The organism is Arthrobacter sp. sptzw32 (genome assembly GCF_059089735.1).
The window spans coordinates 388,530-412,338 of record NZ_JBNHEZ010000003.1 but is presented as its reverse complement, the minus strand read 5'-3'; the positions used below and the strand labels follow the sequence as shown (position 1 = coordinate 412,338).

Annotated in this window: 25 protein-coding genes and 1 pseudogene; 13 read left to right on the top strand and 13 right to left on the bottom strand. The window is 65.6% G+C overall.

Features of this window, described 5'->3' with window-relative positions:
• Nucleotides 1–3 precede the first annotated feature (3 nt).
• Both AC5RVN_RS08445 and AC5RVN_RS08440 read left to right on the top strand, forming a co-directional pair.
• Nucleotides 4–987, top strand: a complete 984-nt coding sequence (locus tag AC5RVN_RS08445; RefSeq protein WP_494137622.1) for a nucleoside hydrolase — start codon at nucleotides 4–6, stop codon at nucleotides 985–987.
• A gap of 102 nt (nucleotides 988–1,089) precedes the next feature.
• Nucleotides 1,090–1,509 carry a hypothetical protein gene (locus tag AC5RVN_RS08440; RefSeq protein WP_494137621.1) on the top strand — a complete coding sequence of 140 codons (420 nt, stop codon included), beginning with the start codon at nucleotides 1,090–1,092 and terminating at the stop codon, nucleotides 1,507–1,509.
• Nucleotides 1,510–1,652: 143 nt separating this feature from the next.
• Here AC5RVN_RS08440 and AC5RVN_RS08435 read toward each other — a convergent pair whose 3' ends face one another.
• The 3 genes from AC5RVN_RS08435 to AC5RVN_RS08425 all read right to left on the bottom strand — a co-directional run bounded on the left by AC5RVN_RS08435 (nucleotide 1,653) and on the right by AC5RVN_RS08425 (nucleotide 4,113).
• Nucleotides 1,653–2,435 (bottom strand): GntR family transcriptional regulator, encoded by a 783-nt coding sequence (locus tag AC5RVN_RS08435; RefSeq protein ID WP_494137620.1) that lies wholly within the window; start codon nucleotides 2,433–2,435, stop codon nucleotides 1,653–1,655.
• A gap of 124 nt (nucleotides 2,436–2,559) precedes the next feature.
• On the bottom strand, nucleotides 2,560–3,327 hold the full coding sequence (locus tag AC5RVN_RS08430) for a VldE C-terminal domain-containing protein (protein WP_494137619.1): 768 nt from the start codon (nucleotides 3,325–3,327) through the stop codon (nucleotides 2,560–2,562).
• A 60-nt stretch (nucleotides 3,328–3,387) separates the two neighbouring features.
• The gene (locus AC5RVN_RS08425; protein WP_494137618.1) at nucleotides 3,388–4,113 is read right to left on the bottom strand and encodes a hemerythrin domain-containing protein; all 726 of its coding nucleotides are present in this window, start codon (nucleotides 4,111–4,113) and stop codon (nucleotides 3,388–3,390) included.
• 193 nt (nucleotides 4,114–4,306) lie between these two features.
• On the opposite strand from AC5RVN_RS08425, the gene AC5RVN_RS08420 reads away from it, so the two are divergent.
• Together AC5RVN_RS08420 and AC5RVN_RS08415 are read left to right on the top strand one after the other, a co-directional pair.
• Nucleotides 4,307–5,548: a S8 family peptidase gene (locus AC5RVN_RS08420; RefSeq protein ID WP_494137617.1), complete on the top strand. Its 1,242-nt coding sequence runs from the start codon at nucleotides 4,307–4,309 to the stop codon at nucleotides 5,546–5,548.
• 179 nt (nucleotides 5,549–5,727) lie between these two features.
• A complete protein-coding gene (locus tag AC5RVN_RS08415; protein ID WP_494137616.1) occupies nucleotides 5,728–6,420 on the top strand; it encodes a hypothetical protein in 693 nt (230 codons plus the stop codon).
• A gap of 97 nt (nucleotides 6,421–6,517) precedes the next feature.
• On the opposite strand, the gene AC5RVN_RS08410 is transcribed toward AC5RVN_RS08415, so the two are convergent.
• A complete protein-coding gene (locus tag AC5RVN_RS08410; protein WP_494137615.1) occupies nucleotides 6,518–7,093 on the bottom strand; it encodes an HNH endonuclease in 576 nt (191 codons plus the stop codon).
• 264 nt (nucleotides 7,094–7,357) lie between these two features.
• Here AC5RVN_RS08410 and AC5RVN_RS08405 point away from each other — a divergent pair, with 264 nt between their 5' ends.
• The 3 genes from AC5RVN_RS08405 to AC5RVN_RS08395 all read left to right on the top strand — a co-directional run bounded on the left by AC5RVN_RS08405 (nucleotide 7,358) and on the right by AC5RVN_RS08395 (nucleotide 10,837).
• Nucleotides 7,358–7,732, top strand: coding sequence for a VOC family protein (locus AC5RVN_RS08405; protein ID WP_494137614.1), 375 nt, complete (start codon nucleotides 7,358–7,360; stop codon nucleotides 7,730–7,732).
• 42 nt (nucleotides 7,733–7,774) lie between these two features.
• Complete coding sequence (locus tag AC5RVN_RS08400; protein ID WP_494137613.1) at nucleotides 7,775–8,446, top strand: aspartate/glutamate racemase family protein; 672 nt, start codon at nucleotides 7,775–7,777, stop codon at nucleotides 8,444–8,446.
• A gap of 174 nt (nucleotides 8,447–8,620) precedes the next feature.
• The gene (locus AC5RVN_RS08395) at nucleotides 8,621–10,837 is read left to right on the top strand and encodes a catalase (RefSeq protein WP_494137612.1); all 2,217 of its coding nucleotides are present in this window, start codon (nucleotides 8,621–8,623) and stop codon (nucleotides 10,835–10,837) included.
• A 71-nt stretch (nucleotides 10,838–10,908) separates the two neighbouring features.
• Here AC5RVN_RS08395 and AC5RVN_RS08390 read toward each other — a convergent pair.
• The 3 genes and pseudogenes from AC5RVN_RS08390 to AC5RVN_RS08380 all read right to left on the bottom strand — a co-directional run.
• Nucleotides 10,909–11,121 (bottom strand): annotated as a pseudogene (locus tag AC5RVN_RS08390) (DeoR/GlpR family DNA-binding transcription regulator); the annotation flags it as partial.
• A 287-nt stretch (nucleotides 11,122–11,408) separates the two neighbouring features.
• On the bottom strand, nucleotides 11,409–11,861 hold the full coding sequence (locus AC5RVN_RS08385; protein WP_494104541.1) for a DUF4383 domain-containing protein: 453 nt from the start codon (nucleotides 11,859–11,861) through the stop codon (nucleotides 11,409–11,411).
• A gap of 173 nt (nucleotides 11,862–12,034) precedes the next feature.
• On the bottom strand, nucleotides 12,035–13,168 hold the full coding sequence (locus AC5RVN_RS08380) for a hypothetical protein (RefSeq protein WP_494137611.1): 1,134 nt from the start codon (nucleotides 13,166–13,168) through the stop codon (nucleotides 12,035–12,037).
• Between the two features lie 210 nt (nucleotides 13,169–13,378).
• On the opposite strand from AC5RVN_RS08380, the gene AC5RVN_RS08375 reads away from it, so the two are divergent.
• Nucleotides 13,379–14,203 carry an alpha/beta fold hydrolase gene (locus AC5RVN_RS08375; RefSeq protein ID WP_494137610.1) on the top strand — a complete coding sequence of 275 codons (825 nt, stop codon included), beginning with the start codon at nucleotides 13,379–13,381 and terminating at the stop codon, nucleotides 14,201–14,203.
• A gap of 185 nt (nucleotides 14,204–14,388) precedes the next feature.
• Nucleotides 14,389–14,592, top strand: coding sequence for a cold-shock protein (locus AC5RVN_RS08370; RefSeq protein WP_056738746.1), 204 nt, complete (start codon nucleotides 14,389–14,391; stop codon nucleotides 14,590–14,592).
• Between the two features lie 76 nt (nucleotides 14,593–14,668).
• On the opposite strand, the gene AC5RVN_RS08365 is transcribed toward AC5RVN_RS08370, so the two are convergent.
• Entirely contained in the window at nucleotides 14,669–15,001 is a 333-nt protein-coding gene (locus tag AC5RVN_RS08365; protein ID WP_494137609.1) for a hypothetical protein, read from the bottom strand.
• A gap of 166 nt (nucleotides 15,002–15,167) precedes the next feature.
• Nucleotides 15,168–15,902 carry a FadR/GntR family transcriptional regulator gene (locus AC5RVN_RS08360; RefSeq protein ID WP_494137608.1) on the bottom strand — a complete coding sequence of 245 codons (735 nt, stop codon included), beginning with the start codon at nucleotides 15,900–15,902 and terminating at the stop codon, nucleotides 15,168–15,170.
• Nucleotides 15,903–16,091: 189 nt separating this feature from the next.
• Between AC5RVN_RS08360 and AC5RVN_RS08355 the strand changes: the two genes are divergently transcribed.
• Both AC5RVN_RS08355 and AC5RVN_RS08350 read left to right on the top strand, forming a co-directional pair.
• Nucleotides 16,092–16,628, top strand: a complete 537-nt coding sequence (locus AC5RVN_RS08355) for a gluconokinase (RefSeq protein WP_494137607.1) — start codon at nucleotides 16,092–16,094, stop codon at nucleotides 16,626–16,628.
• A gap of 48 nt (nucleotides 16,629–16,676) precedes the next feature.
• Nucleotides 16,677–18,080 (top strand): GntP family permease, encoded by a 1,404-nt coding sequence (locus tag AC5RVN_RS08350; protein ID WP_494137606.1) that lies wholly within the window; start codon nucleotides 16,677–16,679, stop codon nucleotides 18,078–18,080.
• Between the two features lie 128 nt (nucleotides 18,081–18,208).
• Here the strand turns inward: AC5RVN_RS08350 and AC5RVN_RS08345 are convergent, their stop codons facing one another.
• The 3 genes from AC5RVN_RS08345 to AC5RVN_RS08335 are packed head-to-tail and all read right to left on the bottom strand — an operon-like array spanning nucleotide 18,209 to nucleotide 20,470.
• A complete protein-coding gene (locus tag AC5RVN_RS08345; protein ID WP_494137605.1) occupies nucleotides 18,209–18,595 on the bottom strand; it encodes a TfoX/Sxy family protein in 387 nt (128 codons plus the stop codon).
• A 50-nt stretch (nucleotides 18,596–18,645) separates the two neighbouring features.
• Nucleotides 18,646–19,398, bottom strand: a complete 753-nt coding sequence (locus tag AC5RVN_RS08340) for a TIGR03943 family putative permease subunit (RefSeq protein WP_494137604.1) — start codon at nucleotides 19,396–19,398, stop codon at nucleotides 18,646–18,648.
• Nucleotides 19,391–20,470, bottom strand: coding sequence for a permease (locus tag AC5RVN_RS08335; RefSeq protein WP_494137603.1), 1,080 nt, complete (start codon nucleotides 20,468–20,470; stop codon nucleotides 19,391–19,393). The genes AC5RVN_RS08340 and AC5RVN_RS08335 overlap by 8 nt, the downstream gene beginning before the upstream one ends.
• Nucleotides 20,471–20,646: 176 nt before the next feature.
• Here AC5RVN_RS08335 and AC5RVN_RS08330 point away from each other — a divergent pair, with 176 nt between their 5' ends.
• A complete protein-coding gene (locus AC5RVN_RS08330; RefSeq protein ID WP_494137602.1) occupies nucleotides 20,647–21,465 on the top strand; it encodes an SDR family NAD(P)-dependent oxidoreductase in 819 nt (272 codons plus the stop codon).
• Here AC5RVN_RS08330 and AC5RVN_RS08325 read toward each other — a convergent pair.
• Nucleotides 21,462–22,871 (bottom strand): aminotransferase-like domain-containing protein, encoded by a 1,410-nt coding sequence (locus AC5RVN_RS08325; protein WP_494137601.1) that lies wholly within the window; start codon nucleotides 22,869–22,871, stop codon nucleotides 21,462–21,464. The two genes, AC5RVN_RS08330 and AC5RVN_RS08325, sit on opposite strands and share 4 nt — an antisense overlap.
• On the opposite strand from AC5RVN_RS08325, the gene AC5RVN_RS08320 reads away from it, so the two are divergent.
• On the top strand, nucleotides 22,870–23,805 hold the full coding sequence (locus AC5RVN_RS08320; RefSeq protein ID WP_494137600.1) for a DMT family transporter: 936 nt from the start codon (nucleotides 22,870–22,872) through the stop codon (nucleotides 23,803–23,805). The two genes, AC5RVN_RS08325 and AC5RVN_RS08320, sit on opposite strands and share 2 nt — an antisense overlap.
• Nucleotides 23,806–23,809 lie beyond the last annotated feature (4 nt).

Genomic DNA, 23,809 nt, shown 5'->3' with positions numbered 1-23,809 from the left:
ACCATGACCACGCCCTCCCCGTTCTACCTGGACTGCGACACCGGGATCGACGACGCCCTCGCCCTGGCCTACCTGCTGGCCTCCCCTCTTGCTTGCGTGAAGGGCATCGGGACCGTCAGCGGCAACGTCAGTGCCGCCGTTGGTGCCCGCAACACCCTGGACCTGCTGGCGCTTGCCGGCTCCGATGATGTGCCGGTGGCCCTTGGTGCGCATGACCCTCTTGCCGGTTCCTTCGGCGGCGGGGCGCCGTGGGTGCACGGCGAGAACGGGATCGGCGGGGTAACGCTTACGACGGCGGCTGCTTCCGTTGCGTCCGAGAGTGCGGCTGAGATGCTGGTGCGGCTGGCGCGTACGTACCCTGGTTCTTTGAAGGTGCTCGCGATCGGGCCGCTGACCAACATCGCCGAGGCCCTCCGGCTGGAGCCTGCGTTGCCGTCCTTGGTGGAGTCGGTGACCGTGATGGGCGGGGCTGCTTTGGCTCCGGGGAACATCACGCCGGTGGCCGAGGCCAACATCTTCAACGACCCCGAGGCCGCCGCCCTGGTGCTGGCCGCCGACTGGGACGTGACCCTGGTGCCGCTGGACGTGACCATGACGTCTGTCCTGGAGGAGACGCACCGGCAGGCGCTGCTGGCGTCATCTTCGCTTGTGGCCCAGGCGCTGGGGGAGATGCTGGGCTACTACTTCCGGTTTTACGAGGACATTTACGGCCGGCCCTGCTCCGCGATGCACGATCCCTTGGCGGCGGCGTTCGCTGTTGGCGCTGTTAAGGCTGCTGTTGCCCCCGTGGTGCGTGCCGCCGTCGACACCTCTGACGGGCCGGGCCGCGGCCAGACCATCTGCGACCTCCGGGGACTGTATGCGGGTTACCCTCCGGTGGCGGGGGCGCGGTGCCGTGTGGTGCTTTCCCTCGAGGAGGACTTCGCCCCGCACCTGGTGGAGACGCTGCTGACTATGCAGCCGGTGGGCGAGCTTGTTGGTGGTTGAGCCCGCCGAAACCGGCCCGGTTTACACCGTCTAGAAGCGTTGCCCTCGGCCTTGGGGCGGGGGTACGCTCTTCCTCCCGGCTGCAACTTGGAAGGATCAGTCATGAAAATCCTCGCCTCTGTTTCGCTGGTGCAGCTGATTGTGCAACTCGTTGCCGCGCGGAAGGCGATCCGGGACAAAATCCCTTACGACATTCCCTTTGGGCGGGGAAAGCCCGAGAACGTCGCTCGTGACATGTGGGGCACCGGCAGCGGGCTGGCAGCGCCATGGCACACGCTGGCGGTCCATGCGGCAAGCATCGTTCTGCTTCTTGCCAGGCCGCGGCGTTGGGTACGAAAGGCGATCGGGTGGCTGGGCGCCCTCTACAGCCTTGGCATCCTATGGGAGCGGATCACGCTGGAGTCCTTCCGGCACCCGAACAAGGAAACCACCCCGTTGATAGCCTCCGGCTTAGTCCTGTCTGTTGCCATGGCCATGCTGGGGTTGGGTGGACGCAAGAGGGACATCGGCACTACCAATTGACCTCTGGGCCAAGCGGTGTGGTTCTTCCGCAGCCGCGGAAGAACTGGGGAGAGGTTGAATCAACCGCCGAGATGACAACGGCCAAGAGTCCTATTGGGCAAAAGCCAGGGTCAATGCAAGGGACGCCGTCGATGTGTAGGACTCTAGGACTGCAGCGACTGCATCACCGAGAGGTGCCCGGCACGGGCTGCGATGAGGCACTTGGCCAGGTAGAAGGGCTGGTTGCCGTATCGAACGTACTGGGTGAGGACCAGCACGGGATCGGACGGGCGCAGGTCCAGCAGCTTCGCACGGCTGGGGCCCACCTGGCTGAGGCTGATCTGGCACTCGCCCGGCCCGGGCAGCCGGCCCATCTGGGTGTTGAGCGCGGCAAGCAAGGTGGTACCGCCGTCGTCCTTAATCTCCAGGGGCGCGGCGGCGGTTTTGCCCAGGCTGACGGGTTGAGTGGAGATGTTTTCCTGCAGGTGGGCGATAGCCTCGCCGTCGCGGATCAGGACTGATTCCCAGAGCCAGCAGTCGGTGCCGGGCTCGACGCCGACGCCGGGGGCGGCGAATTCGGAAGCGGGCTGGCGCACCACCTGGATGCGCTTGACCTCGAGCTGCTGGCCGGGGCTGCCGAGCACTTCCTCGAATGGGCGGATGCGTTCGATGCCGATGCGGGGGAGCGTGTCCGAGACGAAGCGCCCGACGCCGCGCCGCGCCCTGATGAGGCCGTCCTCCTCGAGCAGCATGAGGGCTTCCCGGACCACGGTGCGGCTGACTTTCATGTCGGCGCCGAGTTCGGTTTCGGTGGGGATCATGGAGCCGGGCGTGAGGAGACCGTTGCGGATGGCTTCGGCAATCCGGGAGTAAACCGCGACGCGGAGGGGTGCGCCGGGCTGGGCGGCCACCGGCTGGGACAGGAACCGGGTGGCGTCCTGGTGCACGTTAAGCCTCGCTTGTTGGTGGTTGGTACGGGGATTTCCAGCCTAGTGCAACGTCTGATGCGTTTGTTGGACAAGCCGCCCGTTTACCCTGGCGGGCGCTGCAAACCGCCACGAGCGAGCTCCCTTAGGCGGTCCTTCCGCCCAGCACATCCACGTGGACGTGGTCGAGGTGACGGAGGATCTCGTTGCCGGGTTTGGGTGCGTCGTAGTCTCCCCATTGCTCACTCGAGCTGTGGGCGCTCCAGAACCGGTCGTCGAAGATGACGTACTGGACGTCCAGGTCCTCGGCGTGAGCAACGAGCCAGTGCGCGAGTATCCACCCCTCTCGCCGGTTGTCCTCGGTGACGGGGCGGAAGAAGATGTCGATCGCCCGGCCATCGTAGTGCGTCGAGTCAGCTCCATGCCCCTGATCCACGCCTCCCGGGGCGAACCCGCCCAGGCTTTGCTCGCCGAACACTTCTGTCATGGCCCCGCGCAACTGCTCGGCACGCGGTGTCAAACCGGTGGCACTCGCCTGCTGTTCCTGGAGATCACTGGCCGCGGACCCGCGGCAGGCCAGAACAGGGCCGGCGTCTCCGGGCGGCCCGTCGGCCAACCGCTGTAAGACCGCCGCGTCGATGCCGGTGGTATCCGGGGCTGCCATTCCGCGGGAGAGGAGCGCCACCGCTGTGGTGGCCCGTTGCGCTTGGTCACGATCGAGTCCCACCTCGCCCTCAGAGGTTTCGACCACGCACTCCGGGCGTAACACCAGCGAGCCGTCTGCAGTGCGCAACCCATTAAGTAAGCCGGGACCGAGGAATGCCACCACGGACGCGAGCGCTCCGAGCAGGACAAGACCCAAGAACAGCCGGCGGGCACGGTGCTGGCCCCGACGTCTTTGCTGGTGGGTCATGGTGACGTGCCCTTCGGTTGCTACATGCTGGCTCGTCCATTATTTCAAACCACCGCTCAGCTAGAGGGTCTCGGGGACCGGGCGTCCTGGGAACAGCGCGGAGTACTGCTTCCGGTACATCCTGCGCCCGATCAGGCGGTAGGCAAGGCGGGCCGGCGCGGGGATCTCCTTGAACAGTTCCTTCCGGTCCTCGGGCGGGTTCGTTGCCAGCACCATCCCGAGGTAGCCCACCAGGAACTTGTTGCTGACCTGGTTGCTCCCGTGCTCCGCAGCTGCCTTCATTTCGCTCTCCGTCATCACCCTCTCGACGGCGGGCATCACCTCGGTGACCTCCCGGCGCAGGTGCACGTTGAGGACGGCCGCGAGGTCTTCATAGAGCGCGGCGAGTTCCGCGCCCTGCTCCCCGTCCGCCGTCGTCATCCAGCGCAGCCGCAACGGCGCGATGACCTCGAGCCGCCGGGTGACCTGCCGGTGCTGCTCGAGCATCTGGCCTATGTGCAGGGCGCATCCCGGTGCCCGCTCCGCCAGCTGCGGGTACATGAGTAGGTCCTCGCTCTCATGGTGGATGTGGAGCAGCTTGTCGAAGTTCCCCAGCACTTCACCCACGTACGCGGCGCGGGCGGTGTCGCCCGCAGCGGCCGAGCGCACCAGGCCCGGCGCCTCGTCGTACGCCCACAGGAAAACGCGGTGGATGCGCCGCATGGACGCCGACGCGGTGCACAGGACAGGCCCCGGCGGCAGGGGAGCGGCGGTTTCGCCGGGCTGCATGGTGAAAAAGTCAGTCATCGGAAGGGCCGCCCCTAACACTCGTCATTCCAGACCAGGACCTCTCCCCGCCAGAATCGTACCGTTGTGCCGAAAGCCGCACAATGGCGCCGGAATTACGACGGCGGGGCTCGCCGCCGGTACATCGGCCAGCGACAATTTGGGGGTTTCTTACCCCTATCCAGGGGGTATGGGTGCGCGGAAGATAGCCCCTATGAAACGACTCTTCCTTGCCGGTTTCACTGCGGCAATCCTCGGTTTCGGCACAGTCACTCTCGCAGGCCCCGGAAATGCCGCGCCTGAACCTTCGCCGGCTGCCGGCCAGGTCATGGTCAAGTTCCGTGACCACGGCGGGGCAGCCGGAGTCCTCCGCCAGCATGGCCTCAGCGACGGCCCGGACATCGGAAGCACCGGCGCCCGCTTGATCAAAGTACCGGCCGGCAAGGAACCCCAGCTGATCGACGCCCTGAGCCGAAACCCGGCGGTGGAGTACGCCGAGCCGGACCACATGGTCACGACCTCCACGACCGACGAGTATTTTCCCCGCCAGTACACCCTGCAGAACAATGGCCAGGCGTTCACCAATACCCGGGGTGATATCCCGATAGCAGCGGGCACTCCGGACGCTGATGTCGACGCTGTGGAGGCATGGGCCGCCACCACGGGCAGTGGCATCAAGGTGGCCGTCCTTGACTCCGGCGTGGACCTTGACCACGAGGACATCTCCTCCAAGGTGGTTGGCCGGGCGAACTTCAGCGGAGCCACGAGTGCGGACGACATCTACGGCCACGGCACGCACATGACAGGCACAGTGGCCGCCATTGCCAACAACGGCATCGGCGTGGCCGGCGTGTGTCCGGGATGCACTATCCTGGCCGGCAAGGTGCTCAACGACAGCGGCGTGGGCTCCAGCTCCGGCCTGGCGAACGGCATCAACTGGGCGGTCAGCAACGGCGCGAAGGTCATCAACATGAGCCTCGGAGTGCGGGCGTCGCGGACCCTCGAGGCTGCCGTCAACAACGCCTGGAGCAAAGGCGTGGTGCTCGTGGCAGCGGCCGGCAACGGTGGCAACCAGGCGCAGATCTACCCGGCCGGCTACCCCAATGTCATTGCGGTCGCCGCCACCGACAACAAGGATGCCAAAGCGGCCTTTTCAACCTACGGGGCCAGCTGGGTGGACATCGCAGCACCCGGGGTCAACGTCTACTCCACGTTCCCGAACCACCCGTTCACGTTGGAGAAGCCAAACAACCGGTCACAGAAATACGACGTCGGCAACGGAACCTCCGTGTCCGCGGCGATCGTGTCCGCTACAGCGGCCCTTGTCTGGAGCGTCAATCCTGGTGCTACGGCAACCTCCGTTCGTGCAAAGGTGCAATCGACCGCCGACCAGATTCCCGGGACCGGCACCTTCTGGGCCAACGGCCGGGTGAACACCAACAACGCCCTGCGGTAGTGCCAGGACTCGGCAGCTGAGCGGCCAGGGCCCGCCCCCGAATCCAACCGGCTCAATCCAACGGATCTGGTGGAGTCAGAATGAGGGGGCTTTCCGCCCTATTTCAGGTTCCGGTCCGGGACTAGCCTTAATAAGCACGGCGGCGAACGGGCCGCCTGCCGGACTCCGGGAGGCAGACGGTGAAATCGGCAAATCCAAACATCATCGTAGGAATCGGCCTGATGGCGCTGGGTGTGCTGTTGCTGCTGGACCGGCTCGGCCTCGGTGAAGGCGCCGCATTCTTCGCAGCGCTGCTCTTCGCCGCCGTGGGGGCCTTATTCCTGACTGTATTCGCCCGCCACCGGGAGAACTGGTGGGCCGCCATCCCGGGCTCGGTGTTCCTGGGTCTTGCAGCGGTGGTAACCGCGGCGCAGGTCACGGGCAGCAGCGCGGTGGGAGCATTCCTGTTCCTCTTCATGGGAGCAGGTTTCGCGGCCATCTACCTGCGCGAGCGGACCAACTGGTGGGCGCTGATACCGTGCGGTGTCATGTTCACGCTGGCGGTTGTCGTGAGCCTTTCCGAGGTCTTGCAGGGCACGGCAATTGCCGCCGTCCTGTTTCTGGGGCTGGCTGCAACCTTTGGGGTGCTGACCAGGCTTCCGGTGCGGACCTCGGACCGGATGGAGCGAATGAAGTGGCCGTTCATTCCGGCTGCCGTCCTGGCGGTGCTGGGAGTCATCTTCGCGCTCCAGTCCATGGCACAGCTCATCCCCTTGGACTTCGTCATACCGGCCGTCATGGTCCTGATGGGAGTGGCCCTGGTGGTCTACGCGTACTTCGCCCGCCAGGGCCGGCAGCACAAAGCACATACCCCCGGGCCCAGCCCCGGCTAGGGGTCGTCCGGATTGCTCAGGCCGCCGAGCCATCCACGGCGGCGGAGGAGCCGGGGCGCCCACATCGACCCGGCAGGCCTAGCCGGTCGTGAGCCTGTCAGGGCAGCGGCTGCCGCTCGCCGACGCTGACGGAGGACGACGGCGGGAGGTAGTCCCGCCGTCGTCGTTCCATCCGCTGCTGCTGGCTGGGCGACGGTATATTGGCACGCTTGGCGCGGTTGCACCTGGCGCAGGCTGCGACGAAGTTCTGCAGGCTGGTGGAGCCGCCCTTGGACCACGGGTAGAAGTGGTCGCCATGCTCGGCGGGGCGGGCGCAGCGCCGCCCGAACCCGGCCTCCAATTCGCACCGTCCGCCGGCCCTGGCCATCCCTTCGCGGCGCTGTTCGCGGGTAAAGCGCCGTACCGGGTCCCGCCGCCGGACGTCCTGCCTGGTGATGACGGCGGCGACGATGAACATCACGACGAGGGCCAGACCGGGGAGCGTGACCGCGGCGGCGACGCCCTCGACCAGGCCGCGCAATACCTCCGCGGGGGAGGATGGCCGTATGCCGGCGGCAGGTGCTGCCTTGGGCATGAATGCGGTCATCACCGAGATGGCGAGCCACACCATCACCGCCGCGTACGCCAGCCGAAGCCCCTGCCGTGTCCAGTAAATACGGCTTAGTCCCTGCATTGATTCCCCCAATTTTCTGTGCGCCGGAAGCGCGCGGCTCCGGATATCCAGGGGGAAGCGTATCCGCCGGGAGCATGCTGCCGCCCCAGGTTTTGCTCAGTTTTTACCGAGCTTTCCGGTGCCCCAGCAAAAGGAAGACGACGGGGGAAGGTAGTCCCGCCGTCGTGGTTTCCACCACCGCGTCCGGTGGCCCTTCCGGAAGGGGCCGCCGCCGTTGTTCTCCGCGGGTTCCCCGCCGCCACTGCCCTTCGTACACTGGGTCCCATGGTTTCGCGCATCAGTGAACTGGTCCTGAACTGCACCCATCCGGAACTGCTCGCACAGTTTTGGTGCGGCGTCCTCGGCTACGTGGAGCTTGACCGGGAGGACGGTGCGATCGAGATCGGCCCGCCCGCCGGGTTCGGCGGCCTCCAGCCGACCATCATCCTGAGTCCCAGCAGCAACCCGCGGGCCGGACGGCTGCCCCTGCACATCGATGTCAACCCGGTGGACCGGGACCAGGACGCCGAGCTGGAACGCCTGCTTGCCCTGGGAGCCCGGCCGGCGGATGTGGGGCAGACAGGAAACGAGCAGTGGCACGTCCTGTCCGATCCCGAAGGCAACGAATTCTGCCTCCTGCGCAAGCGGCTTGAGCCCTGACCATCGCCGAACCCTGACGAGGTTCTGTTAATGTCGGGCTCCATGACCGAAACCCAAACTGCTTCTGGTCCCGTGGGGTTCCTCCACACGTCGCAGGTGCACGTGGCGACGTTCGAGGCCCTGTCCCGCGAGCTTATGCCGTCCGCGCGTGCAGTGCACCGCGTGGACCCGGACGCCCTGGAGCTTGCCAAGACGGATGGGACAGGGGAGGGTGTCCGTGCCGTCGTGGCCGCCCACCTTGCGCAGCTCCGCGACGCCGGCTGCACGGTAGTCCTCTGCACCTGCTCCACGCTTGGGGAGATCGCCGAAGGTCTGTCCGGCCCTAACCTGGCAGTGCTCAGGATCGACCGGCCGATGCTTCGCCAGGCCGTTACCCTCGGCCCCCGGATCGGGGTCCTCGTGGCATTGAGCAGCACCGTGGAGCCGACCACCAGGGTCCTCGGCCAGGAGGCCGCGGCCGCCGAAACCGAGGTGGCAGTGGAGGTAAGCGTCGTGGACGGGGCCTGGGAAGCGTTTATGGCAGGCGAGGCGGAGGCCTATCACTTAAGAATCGCCGAAGGTGCGCGTGCGCTCGCAGGCCGCTCCGACGTCGTCGTCCTGGCGCAGGCAAGCATGGAACCTGCTGCTGCCCTCCTTGAGGGCCTCGGGATTCCCGTCCTGACCAGTCCCCGCTCCGCCGTCGTAGCGCTCGCGGCGGCCATACCCCTTCGGTAGGCGCGAGGCGCTGCAAGGGTGATCCGTTCACCCCTGAGCCTGTAGTCCGAATCCCGGGCTAATTTGTGGTGCTGGGCAACCTTTCCTAGGCTGGCAGAGCATGCTAAGCACGCTTAGTATTTTCGATCATTGCCCGAGGACTGCCAGTTTTGCCCATCCTGAGGAGAAAAATTCGTGCCAGAAGAGAGCAACATCCAGATCCCCGGAGTCCCCGCAAGCGAGCCCGCCAGCCTGGAAGAACCGACAACCCCACGCGAGCCGCTGCCCCCAAAGCCGGACCAGCGAGGACCTGAGGCGGTCTCTCCCACGGGAAGCCCCACCGGGGCACCGGCCACGGCGCGGGCCCAGTCCGGTCAGTACCTGACCACTGCCCAGGGGCTTCGCCTTCGGGACACGGACCACTCCCTGAAAGCTGGTTCGCGCGGGCCTATTCTGTTGCAGGACCACCACCTGCGGGAAAAGATCACGCACTTTGACCACGAGCGCATTCCCGAGCGCGTAGTCCACGCCCGCGGCGCAGGAGCCCATGGAGTGTTCCGCTCCTACGGCACTGCAGCCAACATCACCCGCGCAGGCTTCCTGGCCAAGGACGTGGAGACGCCCGTCTTCGTGCGCTTCTCCACAGTGCTGGGTTCCCGCGGCTCCGCCGACACCGTCCGGGACACGAGGGGCTTTTCCACCAAGTTCTACACCGACGAGGGCACGTACGACCTGGTGGGCAACAACATCCCGGTCTTCTTCGTCCAGGACGGCATCAAGTTCCCGGACATCGTGCACGCCGCCAAGCCGCACCCGGACCGGGAAATTCCCCAGGCGCAGAGCGCCCATGACACGTTCTGGGACTTCGTTTCCCTGCACACCGAGGCCCAGGCGCACACGATGTGGAACATGTCCGACCGGGGCATCCCGCGTTCCTACCGGACCATGGAAGGCTTCGGCGTGCACACCTTCCGGTTCATCAACGCGGAAGGCCAAACCACGTTGGTGAAGTTCCACTGGAAGCCAAAGCAGGGCGTCCACTCGTTGGTGTGGGAGGAAGCGCAAATCATCAACGGCATGGATCCAGACTTCCACCGCCGGGACCTGGCCGACGCCATCGAAGCAGGCGCCTATCCCGAGTGGGAGCTCGGCGTGCAGACGTTCCCGGACACCGAGGACCAAATGTTCGAAGGGATCGACCTGCTCGATCCCACCAAGTTCGTACCGGAAGAACTCGCTCCGGTCCAGCCCATCGGCGTGATGACCCTGAACGCCAACCCCACCAACTTCTTCGCCGAAACCGAACAGGTGGCGTTCCACCCCGGCCACCTCGTCCCAGGAATCGACGTCACCAACGATCCTTTGCTCCAGGTACGCCTCTTCTCCTACCTTGATACCCAGATCTCCCGGCTGGGCGGACCCAACTTCGGCCAGATTCCCATCAACCGTCCGCAGGCCCCGGTCAACGACATGCTGAGGGACGGGATGCACCAGCAGGCGGTCCATGGGGGAGTGGCTCCCTACCAGCCGAACTCGCTCGACGGCGGCTGCCCGTTCCTCGCGGGACAGGATCTTGGCGCCTTCATCGACGTGCCGGAGGAAGTGGCTACCTCCATTAAGGAGCGGAAGAACCCGGCATCCTTCGATGACCACTACAGCCAGGTGGGCCTCTTCTTCCGCAGCCTGAGCCCGGTGGAGCAGGATCACGTGATCCAGGCCTACACCTTCGAGCTGGGCAAGTGCTACGAAAAGTCCATCCGCGAGCGGCAGTTGGCAGCTTTGGCCAATGTGGACGCGGGCCTGTGCGCAGCGGTGGCCAAAGGCCTGGGCCTTCCGGCTCCGCAGGCTACTGAGCAGGTCCCGGAGTCCGAGCCCAGCCCTGCCTTGTCGCAGGTGGGTGGGAGCTGGCCGGTCGCCGGCCGGATTGTCGGGATTCTGGCCGATGAGAACAGCGACCTTGCTGCCGTAAACGCAGCACGGAAGGCCTTGGACGCCGAGGGCATCGTCCCCCTGGTCATCGCCCCCGCGGGCGGTTTCCTTGGATCAGAGGACGACGGCGGGGTCCCTGTGCAGCGGACCTACCTCACCGCCCGCTCCACCGAGTTCGACGCCGTCATCGTTGCTGCTGCTGCCGCTCCGGCTCCCGACGCCGCACCAGGGCTCGACGCCAAAGCCGGTGCCCCCGGGGATGCATTGGACCCGCGGGCCGTATTGCTGCTGACTGAAGCATTCCGCCATGCCAAGTCCATTGCCTCCCTGGGCGCCGATTCCGCGGTTTTGGCGGCGGCGGGCCTGCCCCTTGATGCTCCGGGCATCGTCTCGGGCAAGGAGCCTGAATCCCTGGTCCGGGAATTGACCGGGCTGCTGGCAGCACACCGGGTGTGGGAGCGGTTCCCGGCAGCCTCAGCCTAGAGGCTACCTGCACAGGCGCCGATGGGCAGGGGTGAACCCTCCCCATCGGCGCAGCTGGCGCGGTGTTCCGGTCAGTCAGCCGCTCCGCCGACCTGCGCCACCTCAACCTTTACACCGGCGTCCCGGAACTTTTGCACCTGCTCGGGGTCGGCGCCGTCGTCCGTCACCAGGGTCCAAGGAAGGGCCAAGCGGGCCCAGGCATGAAACGGCCGCAGGCCGAGCTTGGACGAGTCGGCCAGCACATAGACCTCTCGGCCGCGGCGGGCCATAAGCTCCTTGAGCCGAACCACTTGGCCACTGCCCGCGGCGAGTAGGAGGGTCAGGGCGCCAGGCCGAGTTGACGGAACCTGGTGAGGGTTTCCTTTATGCCGCACCCGCCGTCGGAGAACCCTACGCCGGGTGCGGACGTCTCTGCGACCGCACCCGGACCAGAGGTTCTTAGGTCTGCCGCGAACCCAGGGGGCAGGGCTACGCGGCGAGAGGCAGCAGCATGACAGTGGCCCCGATCGACAGCGGAAGCTGCCGATCGGGGCCACTGGTTATTCGGCGGGGTTAGCGCCAAGGGAGAGCCTTAAGCGCGTGCTTTGGCGTGGCCCTTGGTGAGGATCAGGGCCAGGGCTACCATGCCGACGCCGAGCAGCAGGTGCAGGATGTTGTCGGCCCCGTTCACCGGGACGAAGTTGCCGGCGGTGTCCTGCGGGATGACCAGGCCGTAGATGAAGAGGACCAGGTAGATGATGCCGCCGTAGAGGAGGAAGGAACGGGCTCCGGACGCGGTTTTGGCAAGAGCGATGCCGGCCACGCCGAAGAGCAGGTGGACGATGTTGTGCAAGGCGGAAACCTGGAAGATGCCCAGCAGCATGGCCTCGGAGTGGTGGCCGGCGAAGTGCAGCTGGTCGTAGTTGCCCGTGATTCCCGGGACGAAGCCCAGGATGCCGACCAGCAGGAACACTGCCCCAACAGCCATTGACGCCTTTTGCACGTTGGTGCGGGTTGCCATGCCGGTGTTCGTGTGTGTTGCCATAGTGATCTCCTGAATGCGTTATGGATTTATGGATCGGCTGAATGCCTCCGACCCAAGGGGTCATGCCAGCTATTCGGGGCCCATCCCATATCGGATGGGTTGCTTTGCTAAAACAATTTTTGATTCATGGCTGGTCTGCACTGTGTTTGAGGCCGCTGCCGCATTCATATGCTTCAGCGCACTCGAATGTTGGACGGCTTACCGGCAACGTCCCTTGGCTTCATCCCAGCCGCTTCAGCCTGAAGGACGCACCATTTCCGCAGCTGCATTCCCAGCACCTTCGACAGCGAACCGTGGTGCTGCTTTACCAGTGGCGTGCCCAGGGAGCCGAACATACTGACGCTGATCCCCGGCGCGCCATGCAGCAGCGGGTCATTGAGCACTGAGATCCAGGCTTGTTCGAGCGCCTTTGCGGCAGCCTCTGCACTTCCGTTCACGTCCCGAAAGCTGCGGGTCAGATGGGCGTTCATCCGCTGGTGCTCAGTCAGGGCAGGCGCCTTCGTGGTCATTGTCTTCGAGGCAGCAGGCTTTGCGGCTGGGGGCGGTGCCCATGGTTGCGGTGTTGGTTCTGCTGGCCGGGAGTTGACGGCTGTTGCTGCCTCCAGCGTCAGGTCGGCCAGTTCGGCATGCAGCGCCGCGATCTCGCGATGGATCTCACTGATTCGGCGTACGACGTCGGCAGCGGGCTTTTTCCTCGAAAGGCTGAGTTTGGTTTTCACGTCGGCAGGCATGCTGGTGCGGAACAGCGCGCAAAGCGCGTTCGCCAGGCCAAGCTGCGCGTCAGGGTCTGGCAGGAGCAGGGGTGCCGGGCTGGTCCAGTTCGAGACTGCGGCCGCCAGTTCCGGAAGGCCGCCATAAACTTTCCCCCACCGGATCCGCTCTACCGCCGTCTGATCATCAATTTGTGGCGAATAAACGCTCTGCATCAACCTCAGTTCCTGGGGAGCAAAGGCAGGAAAGTGCTGGGGGAGGATGCCGAGGCGGAGGGCGGTCCGCAACGCGTCGAGCTGTTTTGATACCTGCTCGATGGGGTTGGCCACCATCAGCCCGCCCTCAAGCAGCCACCGGGTCCCAGTGTCGGTCGCCGAGGCCACACGTTGGGGGAAGCCCTTCCACTCGCTGACCATCAGAGTCCCCAACCGGGTGTTGTAGAAGAACCAGTCGATCTCGGCCACCGGCCTGCCGGGTGCATCCACCCGGCAATTGCTGAACGCCCACACGTCGTCGTCCAGCAGTTCACCCAGCTTTGCGACATCGCGCGGGGACGGACGGTGCGCCGCCGAATTGGCGGAAGGAAAATGAAGCAACGAAGGCTTTCTGGGGCGCCAACGCCGGCAAAGGGAACCCCCACCCGTGGCCGGTCGCGCCTCGTGCGCTAAGCCATCTTCACCGGCAAGGTGGTTCAGCCGCAAGCGGCAAATCCTTCTTGACGGCCACAGGCGCCGGGAGGAGTCTGTATCGCACAGTGCTTCTGTATGGAGCGCAACGTTGAAGCGGCGCAAGACCTGGAGGCCGTTATGGTTACCAACGATTCCCCGGTCACTGTTGAAACCGTCCTCGGGCCCCTTGCGGTGCGGCGAAGGGGCGGCGGGCCTCCTGCAGTCCTGTGGCACAGCCTGTTCGTCGACTCCAGCACGTTCGAGGCCGTGGTGGAGGACCTGGGCGCGCAGCGAGAACTGTTCCTCATCGACGGCCCGGGCCACGGCGACAGCCCCGGCCCGCGCAGGCGGTACACGCTCGAGGACTGCGCCACCGCGGCGTCACAGGTGCTCAATGCGCTCCGCGTCACGGGCCCGGTTGATTGGGTGGGTAACGCCTGGGGCGGGCACGTGGGGATAGTGTTCGCCGATGCGTTCCCGGCCCGCTGCCGGACGCTGACCACCGTCGGTACTCCGCCGTATCCACTGACCACGTCCGAGCGCAGGCAGAACGCGCTCCTCGTCTACCTCTACCGGGCGGTGGGTCCGCGGCCGTTCAGCAGGATCCTCGTGGAGGCGCTCGTCGGTGAAGGCGTTGCCAGGACCAATCCCTCCGCTGCCGATGCGGTGAGGAAAGCCTTCGACCGCGGTGACAGGCGCGGGAAATACTGGGCCATGCAGTCGGTGATGATGCACCGGCCTGACCTCCGCCCGGTGCTGCCCCGGCTGACGGTACCTGTCCTCATGCTGGCCGGCCGCGACGACGCGTTGCTGGACCGCACCGAAGTGGAGCGTGCAGCACAGTCTGTGCCCGGTGGCAGGTTCGCAGAGGTAACCGGCGCCGGTCACGTTGCCCCGCTCCTGACAGCGCCCCGCGAGGTCATTCGGAACGTCCTGGAGTTCTGGCCGCAGCAGGAGTCTTGAGCTGTGGTCATCGGTGTCCGAAATCTCCTGTAGTGTTGATCCTGTTGTTGTGTTTATGCAGTTGGTAGTTCAGGCAGTACGCGCGGTCGAAAGTCCGCGTTCTTCTGAAGTAGCGGTTTGAACACCCCACACCGGAGGACCCGAAAGTCGGGACTTTTCCTCCACCTTCACGAAGGACAAAAATAATGGCTACTGGTACCGTCAAATGGTTTAACGCTGAAAAGGGCTTCGGCTTCATTTCCCCCGATGACTCCTCACAGGACGTTTTCGCACACTACTCTGCGATCAACTCCTCCGGCTTCCGCTCCCTCGAAGAGAACCAGAAGGTTTCCTTCGAAACCGAGCAGGGCCCCAAGGGTCCCCAGGCCACCAACATCCAGGCTCTCTAATTCCCTAGAGAAACTGGGGCCTCCGGGTTCGAAAGTTTTGTAAAGCAGGGCCGGTCACTACCGGTCCTGCTTTTGTTTAACCCGGCTGTGCGTTCCTGGCGTGCATACTCCGGCTGAGAAGTGCACCCGCCAACGACAGCGCCACGACGGCTGCCAGGGCCGACATCGAAGGGTTGACCCAGGCAGGAACGATGTCGTACGCGGCGTCGCATCTGTTGTGCAGCGGGAAGTACATGCTCCCGTCATAGGGATGCAGCAGCCGGAAGTTACGGTCCAACACGCGCCCAGCAGCCTCACACACCTCATCGAGGTCCCTGCCCGAAGCGGCCGAGAACTGCGTGAGAAAGACCGAGCCGAGCAGGAAGGCGGAGGTCAGCGCCAGCCACAGCCAGGATTGTGCTGCCTTCATCCATCGCATCCAGATCACCCCTAAATATCGCCGGCAGCACAGGCGCTACTTTTGAGGTTTACTGCTCTCACCGGGTCGCTTGATTTTAGTTGCGCGGGCCTGGAAATAGGTTGGGAGCCCGCTCAAGATATGGGCAAGAAGGCACAAGGTCCTGGCTGGGCGGGGCCTACCGCAGTCCCATGGCGTTCCGCACCTCATCGAGAATATGGTGCATTGCGTTTTCAGCCGCGACCGCGTCCCCGCCGGCCACTGCGGCAGCAACGTCTTCATGGGCCTGGAGGGCCTCATCCCGTGGTTTGAACGGCATCAGCCCTTGCTTGGTTCGGCTGGTAAGCACCTCGGCCACCATGCCTTCCAGGGCCAGGAACATCTCGTTGCCACAGCTCCCCAGCAGCAGGCAGTGGAACTCGATGTCCGCCGCCAGGAACGCCTCCAGCTCGCCGGCCTCACCCAGGCGGCGCAAGTCAGCGGCCAGGGACGTCAGCTTTGCCCGTTCCGCCGCGCTCGCCCGGCGTGCGGCGCCGGCTGCTGCAATGGGTTCGACGGCGATGCGCAGCTCAGTGAGGCTGCTGTACTGCAGCTCGCGCCGGTCAGAGGCAAGCCGCCAGCGCACCAGCTTCGGATCAAAGACGTTCCAGAACCGGCGCTCCTGCACCACGATGCCCACTCGCCGGCGAGAATAAACCAGGTTCATGGATTCGAGGACCTTCATGGTGTCCCTGGCGACGGTACGGGAGATGCCGTATTCCTGCTGAAGGCCCTCCAACGTGAGGCGGCCTCCTGGCGGAAGGTCACCGGAAGCGATGGTTATGCCAACAGCCTCCAGAACGCGTTCGTGCATGGCGGGGGAGGCCCCGCCGTCGTGCGCGTTATCCGCGTCCTGGGGTGTCGCCGTCGACATCTTTCCTGCCTCTCTCTGCGCCTGGGCGCACCACCAGCATACCGAAGGACCGACAAAGGTATGACTTGTGACACTGAAAAGTAGTATCAATGTCCCTAAAAGGTGATACCTTATCTCCAGTCGCGCACTTCCCATGGGATGGCGCTAACCAGCTTTCCTAAGCCAACGGCGTCTTCTCGGAGGTAAAACATGCAGTATCCCGCCACGCACCTGGTGGTGATGGGCGTTGCCGGTTCCGGCAAATCCACCATCGCGGCAGCTCTGTCCCGGCAACTGGGCTGGGCCTGCGCGGAAGCGGACGAATTCCACCCGCAATCCAATATTCAGAAGATGAGCCAGGGCACCCCGCTGCAGGACGAAGACCGCTGGCCGTGGCTGCAGGAGATCCAGAACTGGATGACCGCCAAGGCGAAGGCCGGCCAGAGCACCGTCCTCACCTGCTCCGCCCTGAAGCAAAGCTACCGGCAACTGCTGGCCAAAGCCGAAGGCCGCGTCCTGTTCCTCCACTTGCACGGCGAAGCGGACCTTATTGGCCAGCGCATGCAGGGCCGGGAAGGCCACTTCATGCCGCCCACACTCCTCCCCAGCCAGCTGGCCACCCTCGAGCCGCTGAGCGAGGACGAACTGGCTGCCGGAAGCCTGCGGCTGGACATCTCAAAGTCCCCTGAAGAGCTGGTCAAAACCATCACCGCCGCCCTGCAGCTCCCGGCAGACGACGCGTCCTAAGACTTTCCCAGTTTTCACACCCCATAAGTTCTGTTTCAAAGGAGAATCATGACCATCGAAGGATGGACTCAAACGATGGGCGCAGGGCCCCTGCTGCTCATCGCCGCGGCAGCGATCGCCGTGCTGCTGTTCCTGATCATCAAGCTGCGCATGCACGCGCTGCTCGCCCTGATTGTGGTCAGCCTGGCCACGGCCTTCGCCACCGGCATCCCGGCCAACCAGGTGGTGCCTGTCCTGATCAACGGCTTCGGCACAACGCTGGGCACGGTGGCTCTCCTCGTGGGCCTCGGTGCCATGCTGGGCCGCATCGTCGAAACCAGCGGGGGCGCCAAGGTCCTGGCCGATTACCTGATCGGCATCTTCGGCGAGAAACGCGCCCCGTTCGCACTGGGCCTGGCCTCCCTGATCTTCGGATTCCCCATCTTCTTTGACGCCGGCCTGGTGGTCATGCTGCCCGTCGTCTTCGCCGTTGCCCACCGCCTAGGCGGGGGAGTGCTCCGCTATGGACTGCCCGCTGCCGGCGCGTTCTCCGTCATGCACATCTTCCTGCCGCCGCACCCGGGCCCGGTGTCAGCCTCCGCGTTCTTTGACGCCAACGTTGGCCTGGTAACAATCGCCGGGCTCATCGTTGCCATCCCCACCTGGTACGTCACCGCCTACCTTTTTGGCCTTTACACCGGCAGAAAGCTGGTCCTGCCCGTACCGGAAATTCTGGGCCACGCCAGCGCGGACGCTGAATCGCACCCGCCGCGCTTCCGCACCATTGTGGGACTGCTGCTCCTGCCGCTGGTCCTGATCTTCATGAACACCGGCCTGAACACGTTGGCCTCGTCCAACGTCCTGCCCGAAGGCGTCAAGGACGAGCAGTGGTACCAGGTGCTGCGCACCATTGGTGAAACCCCGGTGGCCCTGCTGATTGCCGTGATCGTGGCCATGTTCGTCCTGGGCGCCAAGCGCGGCAAAGACGCCGGCGCGCTGGAGAAGCTGCTCGAATCGTCCCTGGGCCCGGTCTGCTCCGTCATCCTGATCACCGGCGCCGGCGGCATGTTCGGCGGGGTCCTCCGCACCTCCGGCATCGGCGCGGCATTGGCTGACGTGCTGGGGAACCTGGGCATCCCGCTCATCCTGGCCGGCTTCATCATTTCCGCCATCCTCCGCATCGCCCAGGGTTCAGCCACCGTGGCACTGACCACCACCGCAGGCCTGATCGCCCCGGCCGTGGCCTTGGCCGGACTGAACGGCATGCAGGTGGCCTCCCTGGTCATCGCGGTGGCCGCCGGCTCCGTGGTGGTCTCCCACGTCAACGACTCCGGCTTCTGGCTGGTGGGCCGCTTCTTCGGCATGGACGTCAAGACCACGCTGAAGACCTGGACCGTCATGGAAACCCTCATCGGCGTGATGGGCTTCGCCATCGCCGCGGTGATCTTCCTGCTCGCCGGGCTGGCGGGCTAGCTTTCCCCGCCGCTGACTCGCCGGTGACGTCCTGAAAGACGCTATTTCAGGACGTCACCGGCGAGTTTTGTCTTAAGCAGTCAGCCGCGGGAATCAACTCCGGGCGGTGCGCCTTCTGTCCTTCGCCCCTACCGGCCCGCTGTCCGCGGTTTTGAGACCTTCGGCTCCTTCGGCGGAAGCTGCGCCACGTACTCGAACGCTTTGTGGATCCAGGCTTTAGCCCGCGCGTCATCACCATCGCCTTCCTCGTTCCACATCTCCGGCAGGCCGGTGTAGCCGTCCATGGGGCGCTCCGCGGGCCCGAACGGGACGGTCCGTTCGGCGCTTTCGAGTTCCTCCCGGTCCCCGGGGGAGAGCTTGATGCCGATGGTGGGCCCGAACAGCCCGGCGAACATGTTGCCGTTCACGAAGGCGCCCAGGTTCCCGAACATGGGCTTGACGGTGACGTCCGGGTGGTCCGGAACCAATGACCGGAAACGTTCCTTGTCCTTGTCCGTAGCCTTTGGCATCTCCATGGTGTTCCTCCCCGGGCTTGGCTGGTGTGTGCAGGATATGCCGTGACGGGCTAGTGGAGGTAAGGCCGGTCCGGCTGGCTGGTGGGGGTGATGGCGTCCGGGACGAAGATGGTGGGGACCTTGGCGTCCGGTTCCGGGTTGCGGCGGAAGGTCCCCGTGACAGTGACCCAGGTGTCGGTTTTGTAGTCCTTCTGCCAGCCGGGGCGGTGCACCGGAACGCCCACCGGCTGGGCGTCCACAGTGCAGCAGGTGGTGACAAACCGCGTCACGTAAAACACCGCAGCGGGATTGGTTTTGTCCATGGTGACGAACCCGGTGATGCTGGCGGTCCTGCCGTTGAGGTACTGGAGCTCTGCATCGTGGCGGAGCAGTGATGCCCAGTCCCTGACGTCAAAGTCCTTTTCATCACCGTTGATCAGCTGCGTGGTCTGGTGGCGGCTGAGCGTGCCCGAACTGTTGAGGTCGCGCTGGTTGGCCGTGGCGGAGGTCAGCGCCGATGGCGGCAGGACCAGGAGTCCGACGACGGCAGCGGACACCGTGAACAGGCTCCCGGCGACACGCAGGGGCCGCCGCCCGCCGTCGTGAAGGTGCTCATCGCCGTCGTCATGGGAGTGCCCGCCGCGCCGAAGGACCATTGCCGCCACTGCCAGTACCGCGGCAATGAGGGACATGGCCATGGTGAAGACGACGTAGCGGGGATGGATGTAAAGCTCGAGCTTGCCGGTGGCCCCGAGCCAGAGGGTGGAAGTGATTCCAATGACCCCCAGGGTGAGGCCGGACCGTTCCGCGATGCCCCTAAGCAAGGAAGTTCACCGCCCATCCGAGTACTGCCGAGCACAGTGCTATCAGCAGGGTGAGCTGCAGCAGCGTTCTGGCCGTGAACGTGGTGCGCAGCAGAGCGAGCATCCGGACGTCGATCATGGGGCCGAAGACGAGGAACGCGACGATGGCTCCGGGCATAAACGTGGAGCCGAACGAAAGGATCAGGAAGGCGTCCACCGTAGAACAGACGGCCACCACAAAACCCAGCAGCATCAGCGCCAGCACGGACCATACGGGATCATTCCCCACAGCGACCAGCAGGTTGCGGGGTGCACCCACCTGGATGAGGCCGGCGAGCCCGGCGCCGATGAACAGTGCGGGCATCATGGCGTTGGTCTCGCGGGCGAACAGCGTCACGCTGCGGCCCAGTTTTCCGCCCTGCTCGTGGTGGTCCGCCGCGGCGCACATGGCTTCGAACCGCGGCGTCAGCAGGTCCTGGGGGCGGCGGTGACGGCTGTAGACCCAGCCGATGAGGTTGGCGATGAGGAAGCCTCCCGCTATCCGGGCCAGGAGGATGTTGTTGTCCCAGCCGAACGCCTGGTGGGTGGTGATGATCGTGACCGGGTTGATGATGGGTGCGGCGAAAAGGAACGTCATGGATTCAGCCACCGTCAGGCCCCTTGTCATAAGGGCACGGGCCATGGGGATGTTGCCGCATTCGCAGACCGGCATCAGCATGCCCAGGACGGAGAGGCAGACCCGGCGCAGTATCGGGTTCCCCGGAAGCCTGCGGAGCAGGAAGTTTTCCGGCAGCCAGACCTGGACGACGATGGACACCAGGATGCCGAGAAAGAGGAACGGCAGCGACTCGATGATCACGCTGATGGAGAGCGTGAAGAAGTCCCGGGCCGCGCCTTCGATGCCGGCGGTGGAGGAGGGCATCAGCGTCCGGAAGAAGAAGGCCACGGTCACCAGGATGACGGCCAGCAGTACCAGGTTCGTGCGGCGTGTTTTTGCCTGGGCGAGGCGCAAGGCTTCCACCGACGACGACGTACGCCCCCGGTGTGCCAGCTGGTCCGGCAAGTTCTCTGGCCCAAGATGCGGCTGGCCCATGCAGCGAGGCTAGTGGGCGCACCTACCGGATTCAAGACGGAAGGTTCACATGACGGGGAAGCAGCCTGCCCGGGCAGGCGAGGTGGGGCAGGGAACACCGGGCGTGCCGCCGTCGTTGTGCCAAAGGCAGTCGCTCCACCCCGGGCCCTGTAACTTCCCCGACCAAAGGACACCCCTTGACTCCTCGCACCATCGTGATCACCGGCGCCAGCGACGGCATTGGCGCAGCAGCGGCCCGGACGCTGGTGGAGGCAGGGGAGCAGGTGGTGATCGTCGGCCGGTCCGAGGAGAAGACCCGGAGCATCGCCAAGGAGCTTAACGCGGACTACTTTGTCAGCGACTTCTCGGAGCTCGAGCAGGTCCGCACGCTGGCCGCCCAGCTGAAGTCCGACTACCCCCGAATCGACGTCCTGGCCAACAACGCCGGCGGCATCATGGGCAGGCGCACCCTCACCGTGGACGGCAACGAATCCACGTTTCAAATCAACCACCTCGCGCCGTTCCTGCTCACCACGCTGCTGATGGACACGCTCACGGCCAGCAACGCCAAGGTGATCAACACCTCCAGCGCCGCCAACGGGTTCGGCAGACTCGACCTGTCCGACCTGACGGCGGAGCGCAGCTACTCCACCAACCGCGCCTACGGCACGGGCAAACTGGCCAACATCCTGTTCACCGCAGAGCTGGACCGCCGCTACGGAAACCAGGGCATTACGACGGCGGCGTTCCACCCGGGCGTGGTCCGCACCAACTTCGCGGCCGAGTCCACCAGCCCTTTCCGGCACGCGTACAAGACCGTGCTCAACCGGTTCATGCTGACCCCGGACCAGGGCGCCGACACCCTGCTGTGGCTCATCAACGGCACACCCGGCAAGGACTGGTTCTCCGGCGCCTTCTACACCAAGCGTGCCCTGGCCAAGGCCAACCCGCAGGCATACGACGCCCAGCTGGCGCGCGGGCTGTGGGACAAGAGCGAAGAGCTGGTGCAGGCTTAGGACTGCTTGGCCAGCGCCTCACCGATAATCCGGGCGCCCTCCGGATACGCTCCAGGGTTCGGGCCGGAGTAGTTCAGCCGCACGAACGGGCCGGCGGGCTCGGCCGGGAACCATTCGGTGCCGGCGGCAATCATCACGCCTGCGTCTTCACAGTCCCTCGTCAGCCGCGGCAGGTCCGTCCCGTCCGGCATCCGCAGCCACAGGTTCAGCCCGCCCTTGGGCAACAGCTCGACATGGGCCTGCGGAACATGCTCCCGGACGCTGGTGACCAGCAGGTCCCGCCGCGACTGCAGCTGCTGCCGGAGGCTCCGCAGGTGGGTCTGCCACCCTGGCTGCCTCACCACGTCCAGCGCCGCGGCCTGCAGCAGACCGCTGACGTACATCGACTCCGCCGCCCGCTGGCCCAGGATCCGTTCCCGTGCCGGGCCGCGCGCAATGACCGCGGCGATCCTGATGGCGGTGGAAACGCTCTTGGTCAGGGACCGGACGTAGATGACATGCCCGGAGTCGTCCCGAGTGGCCACAGGGACAGGATCGGACGTGATTCCGAAATCATGCGCCCAGTCGTCCTCCACCAGGAACGCGCCGTGCCGGCGGACCACCTCGAGGACCTCCTCGCCGCGCCCCGGAGCCCACTGCGCTCCCGTGGGATTCGCGTAGTTGGGCTGCGCGTAGAAAGCCCGGGCGCCGGTCTCCTCAAAGGCGCGGGCTAAAGCCACAGGATCAGGGCCGTCCGGCCCGCTGGGCACCGGGACAACCCGGACCCCCGTCTGCGCCGCGGCCAAAATGGCGCCCCAGTACGTGGGCGACTCCATCAGCAGAGGCTGGCCCGCACCCACCAGCGCCCGGAAAATCGAACTGAGTCCGCTCTGGCTGCCCGGCAGCACAATCACGTCGCTTGGCGTCGGGGGAGAGACCCCAACCGGCGTGGCCGACCCCAGCTCCTGGGCGAACCACTGCTGCAGTTCCGGCATGCCTGCCGCCGGCGGCCGCGACAGCGCAGCATCACCCCGTGCGGCGCGCGCCAGGGCCGCGCGAACAAGGCGCTCGGGCAGCAGCTCCCGGTCAGGGTATCCCGAGTGGAACGGGATGACGCTGTTGGGAACATCCCGCATGGTGCCGGAAGCGGAGGGCAGGGCCGACGGCGGGGCCCCCAAAGCTGCCGTCTGCCAGCCGTAGTCGGCCGGCCGGGCAGTCCGGACCGCCCGCACGAAGGTCCCCACTCCGGGCCGGCTCTCAATCAGCCCCTGAACCGTCAAGGCTTGTAGCGCCTTCTGCACCGTTACGGGGCTCGCCTGGTACTCGGCCACCAGTGACCGGGTTGACGGCAGCCGGGCACCCGGGGTGGCTGCGGAAATCCACTGCCTTAATGCCAGAACAATGCGGGAACTGCTATCGTTGTTCATGAGACAACAGAGTAGCGCTACTGCCGTAAAACGGCCAGTGATACTGCCCAGCACCCCGACCGGAATCTGGTGGGGACTTCTGGGCGTGGCGGCCTTCTCGTTCACGGTGCCCTTCACCCGCGTGGCGGTAGCCGGCCTATCCCCGCTTTTCATCGGCTCGGGCCGGGCTGTCATCGCAGCAACCCTCGCCGCCGCAGCCCTCTTGTTGACCCGGCAGGGACTCCCGTCCGCCTTCACCTGGGCGAGGCTGGCACTCGTGGCCTGCGGCGTCGTCGTCGGATTTCCGCTACTCACCTCCTACGCCCTCACTGCCGTTTCAGCCGCGCACGGCGCCGTGGTCATCGCACTCCTGCCCGCTGCGACGGCAACGGCCGCCGTGCTCCGCGCCCGGGAACGCCCGCCCGCAGCTTTTTGGGCAGTCATGATGCTCGGCTCGCTGGCAGCCATCAGCTTCGCGTTCCTGCAGTCCGGCGGGTTCGGGCACCTGCACTGGGCAGACCTGCTGCTGCTGGGCGCCGTCATCTGCGCCGCCGTCGGGTACGCCGAGGGCGGCCTGCTGGCCAGGGAACTCGGCTCCTGGCAGACAATCGCCTGGGCACTCATCCTCGCCTTGCCGCTGATGCTGGTCCTCGCCGTCCTTTCGGTTGCAGCCCAGCCGCCGTCAGCCACACCTGCCGAGTGGGCCGCGTTCGCCTACCTCGCCGTCGTCAGCATGTTCCTCGGCTTCTTCGCCTGGTACCGCGGACTCGCCATCGGACCCATCGCACGGGTCAGCCAGATCCAGCTCCTCCAGCCCGTTCTCAGTATCTGCTGGGCCGCGCTCCTGCTGGGCGAGGCGCTGACCTGGACCACCATCCTCGGCGGCCTGGCCGTGATCGCGTGCGCCGGTGCCGCGGTTCGTGTCCGGTTCCGCCGGGCCGCCCCTATCTCCTGAACCG